Annotated in this window: 13 protein-coding genes; 4 read left to right on the top strand and 9 right to left on the bottom strand. The window is 71.2% G+C overall.

Annotation, left to right across the window (positions count from 1 at the left end; genetic code table 11):
• Window position 1 precedes the first annotated feature (1 nt).
• From ACH4G3_RS36175 to mce, 4 genes are all read right to left on the bottom strand, one after another.
• Window positions 2-961: an ABC transporter ATP-binding protein gene (locus ACH4G3_RS36175; protein ID WP_397628430.1), complete on the bottom strand. Its 960-nt coding sequence runs from the start codon at window positions 959-961 to the stop codon at window positions 2-4.
• Between the two features lie 85 nt (window positions 962-1,046).
• Window positions 1,047-1,982 (bottom strand): coiled-coil domain-containing protein, encoded by a 936-nt coding sequence (locus ACH4G3_RS36180; protein WP_010040099.1) that lies wholly within the window; start codon window positions 1,980-1,982, stop codon window positions 1,047-1,049.
• Between the two features lie 183 nt (window positions 1,983-2,165).
• Entirely contained in the window at window positions 2,166-6,113 is a 3,948-nt protein-coding gene (scy, locus tag ACH4G3_RS36185) for a polarized growth protein Scy (protein ID WP_397628431.1), read from the bottom strand.
• 233 nt (window positions 6,114-6,346) lie between these two features.
• Window positions 6,347-6,787, bottom strand: a complete 441-nt coding sequence (mce, locus tag ACH4G3_RS36190; RefSeq protein WP_020276113.1) for a methylmalonyl-CoA epimerase — start codon at window positions 6,785-6,787, stop codon at window positions 6,347-6,349.
• 148 nt (window positions 6,788-6,935) lie between these two features.
• On the opposite strand from mce, the gene ACH4G3_RS36195 reads away from it, so the two are divergent.
• On the top strand, window positions 6,936-8,135 hold the full coding sequence (locus ACH4G3_RS36195) for an acetyl-CoA C-acetyltransferase (protein ID WP_354741947.1): 1,200 nt from the start codon (window positions 6,936-6,938) through the stop codon (window positions 8,133-8,135).
• Window positions 8,136-8,194: 59 nt separating this feature from the next.
• Window positions 8,195-9,151 (top strand): methylmalonyl Co-A mutase-associated GTPase MeaB, encoded by a 957-nt coding sequence (gene meaB, locus ACH4G3_RS36200; RefSeq protein WP_397628432.1) that lies wholly within the window; start codon window positions 8,195-8,197, stop codon window positions 9,149-9,151.
• 342 nt (window positions 9,152-9,493) lie between these two features.
• Here the strand turns inward: meaB and ACH4G3_RS36205 are convergent, their stop codons facing one another.
• Window positions 9,494-10,141, bottom strand: a complete 648-nt coding sequence (locus ACH4G3_RS36205; RefSeq protein ID WP_397628433.1) for a PepSY domain-containing protein — start codon at window positions 10,139-10,141, stop codon at window positions 9,494-9,496.
• A 116-nt stretch (window positions 10,142-10,257) separates the two neighbouring features.
• Here ACH4G3_RS36205 and ACH4G3_RS36210 point away from each other — a divergent pair, with 116 nt between their 5' ends.
• Both ACH4G3_RS36210 and ACH4G3_RS36215 read left to right on the top strand, forming a co-directional pair.
• Entirely contained in the window at window positions 10,258-10,926 is a 669-nt protein-coding gene (locus ACH4G3_RS36210) for a response regulator transcription factor (protein ID WP_397628434.1), read from the top strand.
• Window positions 10,923-12,332 carry a sensor histidine kinase gene (locus ACH4G3_RS36215; protein WP_397628435.1) on the top strand — a complete coding sequence of 470 codons (1,410 nt, stop codon included), beginning with the start codon at window positions 10,923-10,925 and terminating at the stop codon, window positions 12,330-12,332. Before ACH4G3_RS36210 ends, ACH4G3_RS36215 begins: the two co-directional genes overlap by 4 nt.
• Before the next feature lie 21 nt (window positions 12,333-12,353).
• On the opposite strand, the gene ACH4G3_RS36220 is transcribed toward ACH4G3_RS36215, so the two are convergent.
• The 4 genes from ACH4G3_RS36220 to ACH4G3_RS36235 all read right to left on the bottom strand — a co-directional run bounded on the left by ACH4G3_RS36220 (window position 12,354) and on the right by ACH4G3_RS36235 (window position 15,028).
• Window positions 12,354-12,830 carry a MarR family winged helix-turn-helix transcriptional regulator gene (locus ACH4G3_RS36220; RefSeq protein WP_397621554.1) on the bottom strand — a complete coding sequence of 159 codons (477 nt, stop codon included), beginning with the start codon at window positions 12,828-12,830 and terminating at the stop codon, window positions 12,354-12,356.
• A gap of 116 nt (window positions 12,831-12,946) precedes the next feature.
• A complete protein-coding gene (locus ACH4G3_RS36225) occupies window positions 12,947-13,747 on the bottom strand; it encodes an AIM24 family protein (RefSeq protein WP_397628436.1) in 801 nt (266 codons plus the stop codon).
• Window positions 13,744-14,394 carry an AIM24 family protein gene (locus tag ACH4G3_RS36230; protein WP_397628437.1) on the bottom strand — a complete coding sequence of 217 codons (651 nt, stop codon included), beginning with the start codon at window positions 14,392-14,394 and terminating at the stop codon, window positions 13,744-13,746. The genes ACH4G3_RS36225 and ACH4G3_RS36230 overlap by 4 nt, the downstream gene beginning before the upstream one ends.
• A 1-nt stretch (window position 14,395) precedes the next feature.
• Window positions 14,396-15,028 (bottom strand): AIM24 family protein, encoded by a 633-nt coding sequence (locus ACH4G3_RS36235; RefSeq protein WP_010048561.1) that lies wholly within the window; start codon window positions 15,026-15,028, stop codon window positions 14,396-14,398.
• Window positions 15,029-15,223: the final 195 nt, after the last annotated feature.

Here is a 15,223-nt window from a genome sequence, read left to right on the forward strand (position 1 = left end):
CTCAGCCCCTCTTCCAGCCGTCGCCCCACTGCTGCCCTGGGGGCAGGGGGCTCGTCTCGCTGTGTGCGTGGTACTCCACCGACTCCGCGGTCAGCTGCATGAAGGCCTCCTCCAGCGACGCCTGTTGCGGGCTCAGCTCGTGCAGCGTGAGCCCGTGCTGCGCCGCCAGCTCGCCGACGTGCTCGGCCTTGCCGCCGTCCACCTCCAGCACGCCGTCACCGCTCTCGACGGCCACGATCCCGGCCTGGTGCAGCACGTCGAGCAGCCGCTCCCGCTGCGGGCTGCGGACCCGGACGTACGAGCGTGAGTTGCGGGCGATGAAGTCGGCCATGGAGGTGTCCGCGAGCAGCCGCCCCTGCCCGATGACGACGAGGTGGTCGGCGGTCAGCGCCATCTCGCTCATCAGATGGGAGGAGACGAACACGGTCCGGCCCTGCGCCGCCAGGGACTTCATCAGGGTGCGGATCCAGTGGATGCCCTCGGGGTCGAGGCCGTTGACCGGCTCGTCGAACATCAGGATCCGCGGATCGCCGAGCAGAGCGGCCGCGATGCCGAGCCGCTGCCCCATGCCCATCGAGAAGCCCTTGGTCTTCTTCTTCGCGACCGCCGTCAGCCCGACCGTCTCCAGCACCTCGCTCACCCGCTGCTGCGGGATGCCGTTGCTCTGCGCGAGGCACAGCAGGTGGTTGTAGGCGCTGCGCCCGCCGTGCCAGGCCTTGGCCTCCAGCAGGGCGCCGATGTACGTCAGCGGGTCCTTGAGCTGCTGGTAGTGCTTGCCGTCGATACGGACGTCGCCGGCGGTCGGGTGGTCGAGACCCAGGATCATCCGCATGGTCGTGGACTTGCCCGCGCCGTTGGGCCCGAGGAAGCCGGTGACGATGCCTGGTCTGACGGTGAAGGACAGGTTGTTGACCGCGACCTTCTCGCCGTAACGCTTGGTCAGCCCCTCGAGCTCAATCATGCCGCCACGCTAGAACGGGACAAAGCCCTCTGCCACCCGAGCGGCAGAGGGCTTTGCGGAGATTCAGACTCCGTATGCCGGGTCGTTACCGGGACTGCTGGGCCGGCACCCCGCGGGAGATCGGCTCGTCCTCGGCCGGCGTACCGGCGGCGGCCACCGCGGCGCCCGTGAGCGTGGCGAGCATCTCGCGGACGTTCGTCAGCTGGGCGTTGATGCTGTCGCGGCGGTTGGTGAGGGCCGCGAGCTCGCGCTCGGATTCCGAACGGATGCGGTCGGCCTTGGCGTTGGCGTCGGCCACGATGTCCTCGGCCTGGCGCTGGGCCGTCTCCACCGTCTGGCGGGCGCGGCGCTCGGCGTCCGTGCGCAGCTTCTCCGCCTCCAGACGGAGCTGCTCGGCGCGGTGCTCGATCTCGGCCAGGCGCTTCTCGGCCTTGGCCTGACGGGAGGCCAGGTCGCGCTCGGACTGCTCGCGGCGCTTGGCGAGGTTCGTCTCGAAGTCGGCGGCGGCCTGCGCGGCCTTGGCACGGGTCTCCTCGAAGAGGGCGTCCGCCTCCTCGCGCTTGGACTGCGCGTCCTTCTGCGCCTCGGCACGCAGCTGGGCGGCGTCACTCTTGGCCTTCTCGACGATCCGCAGGCCCTCGTCCTCGGCCTTGGCCTTGCGCTCCGCCGAGTACGACTCGGCGTCGTTGCGCACCTGCTGGGCCGCCGACTCGGCGAGCTCACGGTGCTGCTCGGCAGCGCGCCGGGCCTCCTCGCGCAGGTCCTTCGCCTCTTCCTCGGCGAGGCGGAGGATCTTCTCCACGCGCGCACCGAGACCCGCGTACGAGGGCTCGGCGTCGCTGATCTGGGCCTGGGCGTTCTGCGTCTCGAGGTGGAGCTCTTCGATGCGCTTTTCCAGAGCGGTGATGCGGGCGAGAGCGCTGTCACGGTCGGAGACGAGCTTGGAGATACGTTCGTCCACCTGAGCGCGGTCGTATCCACGCCGCACAAGCTCGAAGCCGTAGGGGGAAGTGTCGCTCATGGGGTTCCTGTCGAATGAGACCGGTGAGGTGATAGGTGGAATCCTAGGGGCCGAAACGGTGTGTCATCGAGCGGATGCGCGTTTGGTCTGCAAAATGAGACCCCTTTTGAGTGGCTGATCCCAGGACTGCTTGCCAAAGACATGGTCAAAGGCTCCAGCACACACCGGTTTCGTCCAGGTTCGCTAGCTATCCGAGGACTTGCCACCCGAACGGGGTGCGCCGACTGTTGCGCCTGCCTTGACTCCGTTGTCCTTGGCCGGGGACGGGGCCTCAAAGGATTCCAACGCCTCCAGGACGTCCTGGACACGGGAGATCTCGGCGTTGATGTCCTCGCGGCGGCGGACCAGGACCTCCAGCTCGCGCTTGCCCTCCTCGACCGTGCGCTTGGCCTCGCGGATCGCCTCGGCCTTGAGCTCCTCGGCCTCCCGGACCAGGGTGGACTTCTTCTGCTCGGCCTCCTTGAGCAGCCCCTCGGCCTTCTTCACCGCGGCGATACGGACCTTGCCCGCCTCGGAGTTGGCCTCCGACACGATCTCCTTGGCCTTCGCCTGCGCCTTCGCGAGCTGCTCCTCCGCGGCCTTGACGAGCGCGTCGCAGCGGTCGCCCGCCGACTTCATCGCCTCCGCCGACTCCCGGCGGGCCCGCTCGTGCAGCTCCTCGATCTCCGCCGTGATGCGGTCGCGCAGCTCCTCGGCACGCTCCCGGATCTGCGTGGCGTCCCGGCGCGCGCCGACCAGCAGCTCGTCCGCGTCCGTACGGGCCTTCTCCACCAGCGAGTTGCCCTCGACCGTCGCCTCGGACACGAGCCGGTCGGCCTCCTTGCGGGCCGCGCCCACCATCGTGTCGGCCTGCGACTCGGCCTCCGCGGTGGTCTTGTGCGCCTGCTGCTGCGCCTCGGTGAGCAGCTTGTCGGCCTCCGCCGTGGTCTCCGTGATGAGCTTGTCGACCTGCTCGGCCGCCTCGGAGCGCCGCTTGTTGGCGTCCTTGCGGGCCTCGTCCAGCGTCCGGTCGGCCTCCTCGCGCGCGGAGTTGACGAGCCGTTCGGCCTCCGCCTCGGCGTCGGCCCTGACGCGCTCGGCCTCGCCGCGGACCCGCTCGGCGTGCTGCTGCGCCGAACCGACCGTCTCGGCGGCCTCGGCCCGCAGCCGCTCCGCCTCGTCCGTGGCCTCCCCGACCAGCTGGTCGGCCTTCGCGACCGACTCGGCCCGCACGCGCTCGGCCTCTGCGGCCGCCTCGGAACGCAGGCGCTCCGCCTCGGAGACGGCTTCCGTACGGACCCGCTCGGCCTCGGTGACCGTCTCCATCCGCAGCCGGTCGGTCTCCTGGAGCGTCTCGGTCGTGAGCCGCTCCGCCTCGCCCCGCGCCTCGGTGATGAGGGTGTCCGCCTGCGTCGCCGCGTCCGAGCGGATGCGGTTGGCGTCCTCGCGGGCGTCCGCCCGGGTGCGCGAAGCGCTCTGCTCGGCCTCCGCGATGGCGTCCGACGCCTCCGTGCGCACCCGCTGGGCGTGCTCGGCGACATCCGCGCGGATCCGCTCCGCCTCCGCGATCGCCTCGGACATCGTCCGCTCGGCGAGCGCCTTGGCGGCCTCGGTCTCCTCGTGCGCCTCGCGCCGCAGCCGGCCGGCGTCCTCGCTCGCCCGCTCCCGCTCGGCGTAGGCGTCGGAGCGGACCCGGTCCGCCTCCTCCTGCGCCTCGCGCCGCGTACGGTCCGCCACGTGCTCGGCGGCGCTGCGCAGCCCGGCGATCTCCTCCTGCGCCTGCTCGTGCAGCCCCGCGACGGAGTCCCGGACCTGCTGCGCGTGCTGCTCGGCCGCCGACACCATCTCCGTGGCCCGCCGGTCGGCCTCCTCGACCAGCCGTACGGCCTCGGTCTGCGCCTCCTCCACGCGCTTGCGCGCCGAGGCCAGCAGCTCCTCGCTCTGCTCGCGGGCCCGCTCGCGCTCCTGGTCGGCCTCCTGCCGGGCACTGCCGAGGAGTTCCTCGGCCTCCCGGCGGCGCCGGTTGGCCTCCTCCTGGGCGGCGGCCAGCGTCTCGGACGCCTCCGTGGCCAGCCGCTCGGCGGCGGCCTGCGCCTCCGCGCGCACCCGGTCGGCGCTCTCCTGCGCCTCCGACTTCAGCCGCTCGGCCTCGTTCGCGGCCTCCGACCGCAGACGCACGGCGACGGCCTCGCCCTCGGCACGCGCCGCGGACGCGTCGGACGCGGCCTCGTCGCGCAGCCGTTCGGCCTCCGCCTCGGCCTGCTGCTGGAGCGTACGGATCCGCTCGGCGGCCTCGGCACGCAGCCGCTCGTTCTCCTCGGCGGCCTCGCGGCGGATCCGCGCGGCCTCCTCACGGGCCTCGGACAGCGCCTGCTCGGCCGCCGTCAGCCGCTCCTCCGCCTCCGTCTGGAGCCGCGTCAGCTCCTCGGCGGCCTCCGCGCGGCGGGCCTCTATGGCCCGCTCGGTCTCCTCGTGCAGCTCCCGCGCGGCACGCTCGGCGTCCGCCTTGAGGGCCTCGGCCTGCTCGACGACCTCCTCGCGGTGCCGCTCGGCCTCCTGCCGGGTGCGCTGAAGGGTCTCCTCGGCCTGCCGGCGCAGCGTCGTCGCCCGCTCGATGGCCTCGGTGCGGACCTTCTCGCTGTCCGTCTGGGCGGTCGTGCGCAGCTCGTCCGCGTCCGCCTTCGCCTTGGCGAGCAGCTCCTCGGCGGACCTCGCCGCCTCCTCGATCTGCGCCACGGCCTCCTTGCGGGCCTCGGCGCGGATCTTCTCGCCCTCTTCGACCGCGTCCGACCGCAGCTGCTCGGCCTCGCCGCGCAGCCGGCGGGCCTCCTCCTGCAGCTCGACCGTCTTGGCGCGGTACTCCTTGGTGTCGTCCTTCGCCGCGCCCTTGAGCTGCTCGGCGATGTCATGCGCCTCGGCGCGCAGCCGGTCCGCCTCGGCCTCGGCCTCCCTGCGGATCCGCTCGGCCTCCTCGGCCGCGGCCTTGGTGGTCTTCTTGGCGTCCTCCGACGCCTTGTTGAGCACCTCCTCGGCGGTCCTGGCCGCCTTGGACAGCTGGGTCGCCGTCTCCTCGGCCGTGAGCGTGCGGGCCTTCTCGGAGGCCTCCGCGACGATCTTCTCCGCCTCGGCGCGGGCGTCGGCGACGAGCTGCTCGGCCTCGGACTTGGTGTTCTCGGCCTCCTTGGTGGCCTCCTCGACCAACCGGGCGACCTGCTCCTTGGCGGTGCGCGTCCGCGTCTCGTTCGCGGACTCCGCGCTCGCCAGGGCCTTGGCGGCGGCCTCCTTGGCCTCCGCGACCAGCTTCTCCGACTCGGCCTGCGCCTTGCGCAGCGCCTCCTCGGCCTCCGCCATCCGCTGCTCGGCGGCCTTGCTCAGCTCCTGGGCCTGGCGGCGCGCGGACTCCGACTCCGTGGCGGTGGACGTCCGCAGCTGCTCGGCGTGGTCGGTGGCCTCCTGGGCCTGGGTGGAGGCGGCGTTGAGCAGCCGCTCGGCGTCCGTGCGGGCACGCCGCAGGATCTGCTCCGCCTCGGCCCGGGCCTCCTCGGCGGCGCTGGTGAGCCGCTGCCGGGCCTCGGTCGTCAGCCGCTCGGCCTCCGCACGGGCGGTGGCCAGGGCCTGCTCGGCCTCGGAGCGGGACTCGTCCAGCAGCCGGCGGGCCTGCTGCTCGGTACGGGCCCGCAGCTGCTCCGCCCACGCCACGTTCTCGTTGACGTGCGACTCGACGGTCTGGCGGCGCTCGGCCAGCTCCTGGTCCAGCTGCTGGCGGCGGGTCACCGCCTCCTGGTGCAGCTCCGCCTGGAGCCGGGCCGCCTGCTCGGCGTGCTCCTGGAGGATCCGCTGGGTCTGGGCCCGGGCCTCGCTCAGCTCGCGGTCGGCGTCCGCCCGGATCTGGTCGGCCTGCATCTGCGCGTTGCGCAGCAACTGCTCGGCCTGCCAGCCGATGTCGCCCCCCTCGAAGGAGGGCCGGGACATGATGGTGCGCCGCGCCTCGTGCAGCTTGGCGCGCAGCACCTCGACCTGGTAGCCGAGGTCCTCGGCGTGCTGGATCGCCTTTTCCCGCTCGGTCTTCAGCCGCTTCATCTCGGCTTCGAACCGAGAGAGGTGGTCGACGTCAGCCGCCGGCTCTCGCTCCTGGCTCTCGTAGCCCCGCACTGCGCGGTCCCATCCGTCCCCTGGTCGCAACTCTCTCCAAACGAGCTCCGTCCATACGCCGAACGGGGCCCCCGGGGAATGGTGTCAGATCATCGGCGGAGCACGGGCTGCTGCCCCGACGCTCGTCCCCCGAAACCCGGACCCCGGTGGTCCTGCCGTCGCACGGCGGGACCGCGGTCACCCTGGACTGAGCGGCGACCGCCCCCAACCCTACCGGCCCCTATGTACGAGCATCAGTGCTCAGGTGACTCAACAGGCGCCGAAGTGACCAGTTCTGTCAGCACGCCATGGCAGTCCTTGGGGTGCAGGAAGGTGATCCGTGACCCCATGGAACCGCGTCGCGGCTCTTCGTACAGCACGCGTACGCCCTTGTCCTTGATGTCGGCCGCCTCGGCGTCCACGTCCGCCGTACCGAAAGCGATGTGGTGGACGCCCTCCCCGTTCTTCGCCAGCCACTTCGCGACGGTGGAGTCCTCGCGGGTCGGCTCCAGGAGCTGCAGGTACGAGGCGCCGCCGTCGGACGTATCGTTGATCTTGAGCATGGCCTCGCGCACGCCCTGCTCCTCGTTGACCTCGGAGTGGAACACCTCGAAGCCGTAGGTGGCACGGTAGAACTCGACGGTCTTGTCGAGGTCGAAACAGGCGATCCCGATGTGGTCGATTCGCGTCAGCATGGATTCAGTGCAGCGCTCCGGAGGTGGTTACGCAACGTGCGCGCGATCACACCGACAGCCCGATGACGCGGTGGAGTACTGGTCAGTACATTCGAAGTAAACCCTCGTTCACTCCTCGGCTGTGCAGCCGGTAAGGGGATCGCAGCTCATGTCTTCTGCTACGACCAGCTCGGTGATCGTCTCGGGGGCGCGTACGCCCATGGGGCGGTTGCTCGGTTCGCTGAAGTCCTTCTCCGGAGCCGACCTCGGCGGCTTCGCGATCAAGGCCGCCCTCGACCGTGCGGGGATCGGCGGCGACCAGGTGCAGTACGTGATCATGGGCCAGGTGCTCCAGGCCGGGGCGGGGCAGATCCCGGCGCGCCAGGCCGCGGTCAAGGCCGGCATCCCGATGAACGTGCCGGCGCTGACCATCAACAAGGTGTGTCTGTCCGGTCTGGACGCCATCGCGCTCGCCGACCAGTTGATCCGTGCGGGTGAGTTCGACGTGATCGTCGCCGGTGGCCAGGAGTCCATGACCAACGCCCCGCATCTGCTGCCGAAGTCCCGCGAGGGCTTCAAGTACGGCGCCGTCCAGATGCTCGACGCCATGGCCCACGACGGGCTGACCGACTCCTTCGACGGCGTCGCCATGGGCGAGTCGACGGAGAAGCACAACACGCGCCTCGGCATCGGGCGGGCCGAGCAGGACGAGATCGCCGCGCTGTCCCACCAGCGGGCCGCCGCCGCGCAGAAGAACGGGCTGTTCGAGGCCGAGATCACGCCCGTCGAGATCCCGCAGCGCAAGGGCGACCCGGTGCTGTTCAGCAAGGACGAGGGGATCCGGGGCGACACGACCGCGGAGTCCCTGGGCAAGCTGCGTCCGGCGTTCTCCAAGGACGGCACGATCACGGCCGGTTCCGCCTCGCAGATCTCCGACGGTGCCGCCGCCGTCGTGGTGATGAGCAAGGCCAAGGCGCAGGAGCTCGGCCTGGAGTGGATCGCCGAGATCGGGGCGCACGGGAACGTGGCCGGGCCGGACAACTCGCTCCAGTCCCAGCCGTCCAACGCGATCCAGCACGCGTTGAAGAAGGAGGGGCTGGGCGTCGAGGACCTCGACCTCATCGAGATCAACGAGGCGTTCGCGGCGGTTGCCGTGCAGTCGATGAAGGACCTCGGGGTGTCCACCGAAAAGGTGAATGTCAACGGCGGCGCCATTGCCCTGGGTCACCCGATCGGGATGTCCGGTGCGCGGCTCGTCCTGCACCTCGCGCTGGAACTGAAGCGGCGTGGTGGCGGCGTGGGCGCGGCCGCGCTGTGCGGTGGCGGTGGCCAGGGTGACGCGCTGATCGTGCGGGTACCGAAGGCCTGAGCAACCGGTTTTCGGGCCTTCCTCGTCCGAAGTATCCGAAGTAGCTGAACGGAGCTGTGATGCAGGACGTCTCCACGCTGGTCGCCCAGGCCAGGGAGGGCCGGCCGCGGGCCGTGGCCCGGCTGATCTCCCTGGTGGAGGGGGCGTCCCCGCAGCTCAGGGAGGTCATGGCGGCGCTGGCGCCGTTGGCGGGCAGTGCGTATGTGGTCGGGCTGACCGGGTCGCCGGGGGTCGGCAAGTCCACGTCCACCTCGGCGCTGGTGACCGCGTACCGCAAGCAGGGCAAGCGGGTCGGCGTGCTCGCCGTCGACCCGTCGTCCCCGTTCTCGGGCGGTGCGCTGCTCGGGGACCGGGTGCGGATGTCCGAGCACGCGTCGGACCCGGGCGTGTACATCCGCTCGATGGCGACGCGCGGGCACCTGGGCGGGCTCGCGTGGGCCGCGCCTCAGGCCATCCGGGTGCTGGACGCGGCGGGGTGTGACGTGATCCTCGTCGAGACGGTGGGTGTGGGGCAGTCCGAGGTGGAGATCGCCTCGCAGGCGGACACGTCCGTCGTGCTGCTCGCGCCGGGGATGGGCGACGGGATCCAGGCGGCCAAGGCCGGGATCCTGGAGATCGGTGACGTGTACGTCGTGAACAAGGCCGACCGGGACGGGGCGGATGCCACGGCTCGCGAGCTGAACCACATGCTGGGGCTGGGGGAGGCCCGGGGGCCCGGGGACTGGCGCCCGCCGATCGTGAAGACGGTCGCCGCGCGCGGGGAGGGCATGGACGAGGTCGTCGAGGCCTTGGAGAAGCATCGGGCCTGGATGGAGGAGCGGGGGGTGCTCGCGGAGCGCCGCACGGCCCGTGCGGCGCGGGAGGTCGAGACGATCGCGGTGACGGCGCTGCGGGAGCGGATCGGGGATCTGCACGGCGACCGGCGCCTCGGGGCGCTCGCGGAGCGGATCGTGTCCGGGGAGCTGGATCCGTACCGTGCGGCTGATGAGCTGGTTGCGGGGTTGACGGAGGGCTGAGCGGCGGTGCCAGTGCCTGCGGCGGCCTGTGCGGGTGCGGTGGGGTGCGCGTAGCGCCTGACGCCGGGTGGTGGGTCGGGGCCGCGCCGGGGGGTGTCCGTCCTCGGAACGGCGCGATGGGGTTGCGTACCGACTGACTGGCGTTGACGCGCCAACCGCTGCGGGCGGACACCCCCCGACACGTCCCCTTCGCGCCGTCGGCGGGTGCGGGTCCGCCCAGCTGCGGGCAGTCGTGCCGCTGGGGCGGCACGGGTGGGCGCAGCGGCACCCCGCTCCGCCGGGCTGCGCAACGCCCCGGCGTCAGCAGCGACGCCGGGGCGGTTGAAATCTGGCGGTGAGCGGTCAGTCCTGGTCGTCGGCGTCGTCGTCCTGCGCGTCCGAACGGTCCGCCGTGACCTTGCCCGTCTTCAGGTCGATCTTCCAGTCCTGCTCGGTGCCGCCGGACTTGCGGGTCTCAGCCTCCCAGGACTTGTTCTTGCCGTCCTCGTCCAGGTCCACGGACGTCACCACGCCCTTGCCGCCGGCGGCCTTCGCGGCCTCCTCGGCCGTCACGGAAGCGCCCTTCAGCGCCGCCCGCACCTGCGCCGTGTCGTCCTCGTCGTCGGTGTGCGAGCCGAGCACCTTGCCGTTCGACGGGTCGACGCTCACGCTGTGCCAGCTGTTGTCGCCGGAGAGGACGTCGACCTTCCAGATCACCTTGCCGCTGTCGTCCTCGTCGTCCAGCTCGGCGGAGACGGCCGTACCGGAGGTGTGCTTCAGCGCGGACGCGATGGCCTCGGGCGCCGTCACGTCGGCGGAAGCCGCCCGCGCGGCGTCGTCGTCCTGCGCGTCGGGACCGTCCTGGTCGTCGCGGACGTCGTCGTCCGACAGCCGGGTGTTGGCCGCCTGCCGCGCCGGGCCCCCGTCCTCCGTGGTCGCGAGAGCCGTGGCCGTACCGCCTCCGATCAGAGCGGCAGCGGTCACAGCGGCGATCACGATGTTGCGCTTCATGCGGATTCCTCCCGAGTCGTTTCGTTTTCGACGTGTTCCAATCTGGCTGACCGACGCTGAGAGGAACCTGAAGACCCCTGAAGAGATCTTCAGCTCGGCTTTGCCACTCTTTACCCATGCGCCTGTTGATCGTGGAGGACGAGAAGCGGCTGGCCCTGTCGCTCGCCAGGGGCCTGACGGCCGAGGGGTACGCCGTGGACGTCGTCCACGACGGACGGGAGGGGCTGCACCAGGCCTCGGAGGGCGCGTACGACCTGGTGATCCTCGACATCATGCTGCCGGGCCTCAACGGCTACCGGGTCTGCGCCGCCCTGCGCGCCGCCGGGCACGAGGTGCCGATCCTGATGCTCACCGCCAAGGACGGCGAGTACGACGAGGCTGAGGGGCTCGACACCGGTGCGGACGACTATCTGACCAAGCCCTTCTCGTACGTCGTGCTCGTCGCCCGGGTCAAGGCGCTGCTGCGGCGGCGCGGGGTCGGGGCCGGGGCCTCGCCCGTGCATGTGCACGGGGACCTGAAGGTGGACACCGCTGCCCGGCGGGTGTTCCTGGGGGAGGACGAGGTCGCCCTGACCGCCAAGGAGTTCTCCGTGCTGGAGCATCTCGTGCTGCGGGCCGGGGAGGTCGTGTCCAAGTCCGACATCCTCGAACACGTGTGGGACTTCGCGTACGAGGGCGACCCCAACATCGTCGAGGTGTACGTCAGCACCCTGCGGCGGAAGCTGCGGGCGGGGCTGATCCGGACCGTGCGCGGTGCCGGTTACCGGCTGGAGACGTCGCCGTGAGGCGGCTGTTCGGGTCCGTCCGGGCGCGGGCCACGCTCGGTGCGACGCTCGTCGTCGCGGTGGCGCTCGTCGCCGCCGGGGCCGCCGTCCTGCTGTCCCTGAAGTCCAACCTGATGGGCGAGGCCGGCACCCGGGCGGAGCGTTCCGCGCGGGCGGTCGCCGCCGAGCTCGCCGCCGGCACGCCGTACGACAAGCTGTCCGGGCTGGACGGCGACGACGGGCCGGTCCAGGTGCTCGCCGAGAAGAAGCGGGTGGTCGCGGTCAGCGAGGATCTGGAGAAGATCAGCGGTACCGACTCCGACCGGGTGAAGCCGGCGCCGTCGGTGGCGCCGCGCGGGGACGATGACGACGACTCGGACGACCACGAAGAGTCCCTCGACCCCGGGGAGATCGCCGGGGAGAGCACCTTCCGGAACGGGTCCGCGACGATCGACGGTGAGACGGAGGACTACCGGTTCGCCGCCGTGGAGGTCGAGACCCATGACCGGGGGCGTCTGAAGGTCTACGCCGGTGCCGCGCTGGCCGCCGAGCACGGGGCCGTGCAGAGCGCGACGACGGTGATGCTGATCGGGTTCCCGCTGCTGCTCGGCGTCGTCGCGGGGGTGACCTGGCTGGTCACCCGGCGGGCGCTGCGGCCCGTGGAGGGCATCCGCAGCGAGATGGCCGCGATCACCGCCTCCGAGGATCTCGCACGGCGTGTGCCGGAGCCGCAGACGCACGACGAGGTCGCCCGGCTCGCCCGGACGACGAACGAGACCCTCGCGGCCCTGGAGACCTCCGTGGAGCGGCAGCGGCGCTTCGTCGCCGACGCCTCCCACGAGCTGCGGAGCCCGATCGCCTCGCTGCGGACCCAGTTGGAGGTGGCCGCCGCGCATCCCGAACTGCTGGATCTCGACGGTGCGGTGGAGGACACCGTGCGGCTCCAGCGGCTCGCCGCCGATCTGCTGCTGCTCGCGCGGCTGGACGCCGGGGAGCGGCCGAACGACGCCAAGGTCGACCTCGCCGGGCTGGCCCGGGAGGAGGCCGAGGGACGGACGGGGGTGACGGTGGACGCGGAGCCGGTGGAGGTGGCCGGATCGCGGGGGCAGCTGGGGCGGGTGCTGGCCAATCTGCTCGACAACGCCCAGCGGCACGCCCGGTCGGCCGTCACCGTGAGCGTGCGCCGGGAGGGTGACCTGGCCGTGCTCGGGGTGGCGGACGACGGGGACGGCGTGCCCGAGGCCGACCGGGAGCGGATCTTCGAGCGGTTCGTACGGCTGGACGCCGCCCGCAGCCGTGACGACGGCGGTGCCGGGCTGGGCCTCGCCATCGCCCGGGACGTCGCCGTACGGCACGGCGGCACGCTCACGGCCGGCCGGGGGCCCGCAGGCGGAGCCCTGTTCGAACTCCGCCTGCCGCTCGCCTAGCCGGGATGTGCCATCCGGGGGTTACGGGCGTCCGCGCTGGGCGCGCAGGTGCTCCGCGATGGGCTTGAGGGCCTTGTCGAGTTCCGTCAGGGCCTCGGGGGACAGCAGGTCGATGAAGTGCCGCCGCACGGACGCCACATGGTGGGGCGCGACCTTCTGCATCGTCGCCATGCCGTGGTCGGTGAGGACCGCGTAGAGCCCCCGGCGGTCGGACTCGCAGTTCTCCCGCCGGACCAGGTTCGCGTTCTCCATGCGCGTGATCTGGTGGGAGAGGCGGCTCTTGGACTGGAGGGTGGCGGAGGCGAGGTCGCTCATCCGCATCCTCTGGTCCTCAGACTCGGAGAGATTCACCAGGATCTCGTAGTCGTTCATTGTCAGGCCGAACGGCTGCAGGTCCTTTTCGAGCTGGTACGTCAACAGCCTGTTGACCTCCAGGTGGGTGCGCCAGGCGCACTGCTCCGCATCGGTCAGCCAGCGGGTGGCCGTCTCGGTCTCCATGAATGAAGTCTACCTAAAATGTTGAAAGGCGAACTAGTGAGGGTTTTCGTGTGACGGAGCGCACCCGCCGAACATTGGTGCGCAGGCGTTCGACGTCACACTCCGCAGACTACCGCTCACAGCCCGAAGCGACGCTGGAGGTCCCCCAGCTGTCCGGGAAGACGCGGTACGCCGGACGGCCCTGCCCCGGGGCTGTGCGCCCCGCCGCCGGGGACGCCGGCCTGGTGCGGAACAGCCCCCGTGGCCTGCTCGGCCATCAGCGTCTCGGACGACTGGAGCAGGACCGTGCCGGCGCCGACGAACTCGAACTGGTGCTCCTCGCCGGAGGCTCCGCCGAGGCCCGTCAGTGCACGTAGACCGCCCATTACGCCGGTCATGTACCCGTGGTCGTAGTGGTGGCAGGGGGAGGGGCAGTCGGCCCATCCGACCAGGGCCTGGGGGTCGACCCGGATGGGGGGTTCCATGAACACCACGGGGCCGTTCGACGCGGCCACGAACTTTCCGGTTCCGATCAGGGTCAGGAAACCCGGCACGATTGACTGCTTCAGCGACAGAGTTGGCTGAAAAGCGAGGAGATTGCCCGAGCGAATGGTCAGGTTGCCATTCTCGAGGTCGTACGAGTTCACGTCGAAGGCCCGGTCGGCGAGGAGCATCTTGCCCGAGCCCTCGGCCACCACCCAGTCGCTCGCGTGCAGTGGCGAATGGAAGGACGTACGGACCAGACGGTCCAGCCGGCCGTGCCCGACGCCGTTGAAGTCGATCGAGCCGTAGTAGGCGATCATCTTCCCCTTCTGGAGGAACCACTGGCTCCCCTTGAGCTCCACGCAGAAGGTGTAGGCGTTGACGTTGTCGTCGGGCGGCAGTGTCGCCGGGTCGAAGACCGCGGGGCCGGCGCCCGGGGTTCCGTACGTGCTCACAGCTTCTCCTCCGACGCCTGGACGTACACCGCACCGCTGCCGCTGAGCTCCAGCTGGAACGCCTCGCCCGAGCCGCGGCCCACCATGTCCCGCCAGCCCAGGGCCGTGGACAGCTTGTTGCGGACGTCGCCGTGGTGGGCGACGTAGGCCTGCGGGTCCACGTGCACCGGCCGCTGCGGGCTGATCGGGATCTCGATGACGCCGCCATGGGCCATGACCGCGACGGCCCCGTGCCCCTTGAGCGTGGTCGTGAACAGCCCCTGGCCGCTGACCTGCCCGCGCACCATGCCCATGACGCCGCCCTGCGAGCCCAGGAACATCGTGCCCTGCTGGAGCGTGCCCTCGAAGGCCAGAAGGCGGTCCGCCTCGACGTACAGCGTGTCGCCGGACAGCTGGATCACCTGGACGTGATGCCCGCCGTGCCCGAAGAGGACGGTGCCGCTGCCCTCGACGGTCATCAGGGGCGTGTCCTCGTCGGCGACCCGGCGGCCGATCATCGACATGATCCCGCCCTGGCCGCCGGCCGTGTTGGGCGTGAAGGACACCTCGCCCCGGTAGGCGAGCATCGCACCGCGCTGGCTGAACAGCCGCTGACCGGGCGTCACCGTGGCCTCGACCATCTTCGCGTTGATCTCCCGGAAGGCCATGTCACACGTCTCCCGCGATCGTGTTCCGCTCGCTCGGCTGCACGTACACCAGCCCGTCCCCCTCGAACCGCATCTGGAAGGCCTCGCCGCCGCCCTCCCCGAGCAGCGTGCGGAACGTCACACCGGACTGGAAGGACTGCCGCAGATTCCCCTGGTGCGCCACATACGCCCCCGGGTCGACGGTCAGCGGATACTGCGGACTCACCCGCAGTACCACCGCCGGGCCGTCCGACATGATCGCCGCCTGGCCGTGGCCCTCGACGGTCGTCGTGAACAGCCCGTTGCCCTGCGAGGCGCCACGCAGGCCGGTGAACTCCGTCCCCGTGCGCAGCCCGCCGTCGGTCGCGAGCAGGTTGCTCGACTCCACGTAGAGCTTGTCGCCCTGGAGGCCGACCAGGTTGATCTCGGAGGCGCGGTCGGCGAACCAGCAGGTCCCCCGCCCCTTCACCTCCATCAAGGTCATCTGCTCGCCGGTCAGCCGCCGGGTCACCATGCCCCGGATGCCCTCGCCGCCGCCGCTGAGCTTCTTGAAGGCCATCTCGCCGTCGTACGCGACCATCGAGCCGTTCTTCGCCTTCACGGCGTCTCCGGTCATGTCGACGGCGAGCACCTTGCTGCTCTGAAGTCGGAACATCGCCACGTACGCGAAGGTAGCCGCAGGCCGGGCGCTGCGAACAGGGCCTGTGGGTGGAGAACGACCCTGACCGCACCCCTAGGGGCGGGGGCCCGAGGCGGTTTGCCACAATGGGCCGGACGCTTGTGCGTGCGTTCACAAACCGTCAGCCGTATCGACCGTTCAGATCGTCAGACCGCCGCGTCTCTCCCACCG

The sequence above is a fragment of the Streptomyces afghaniensis genome (assembly GCF_044327915.1).
Classification (GTDB): Bacteria; Actinomycetota; Actinomycetes; order Streptomycetales; family Streptomycetaceae; genus Streptomyces; species Streptomyces afghaniensis.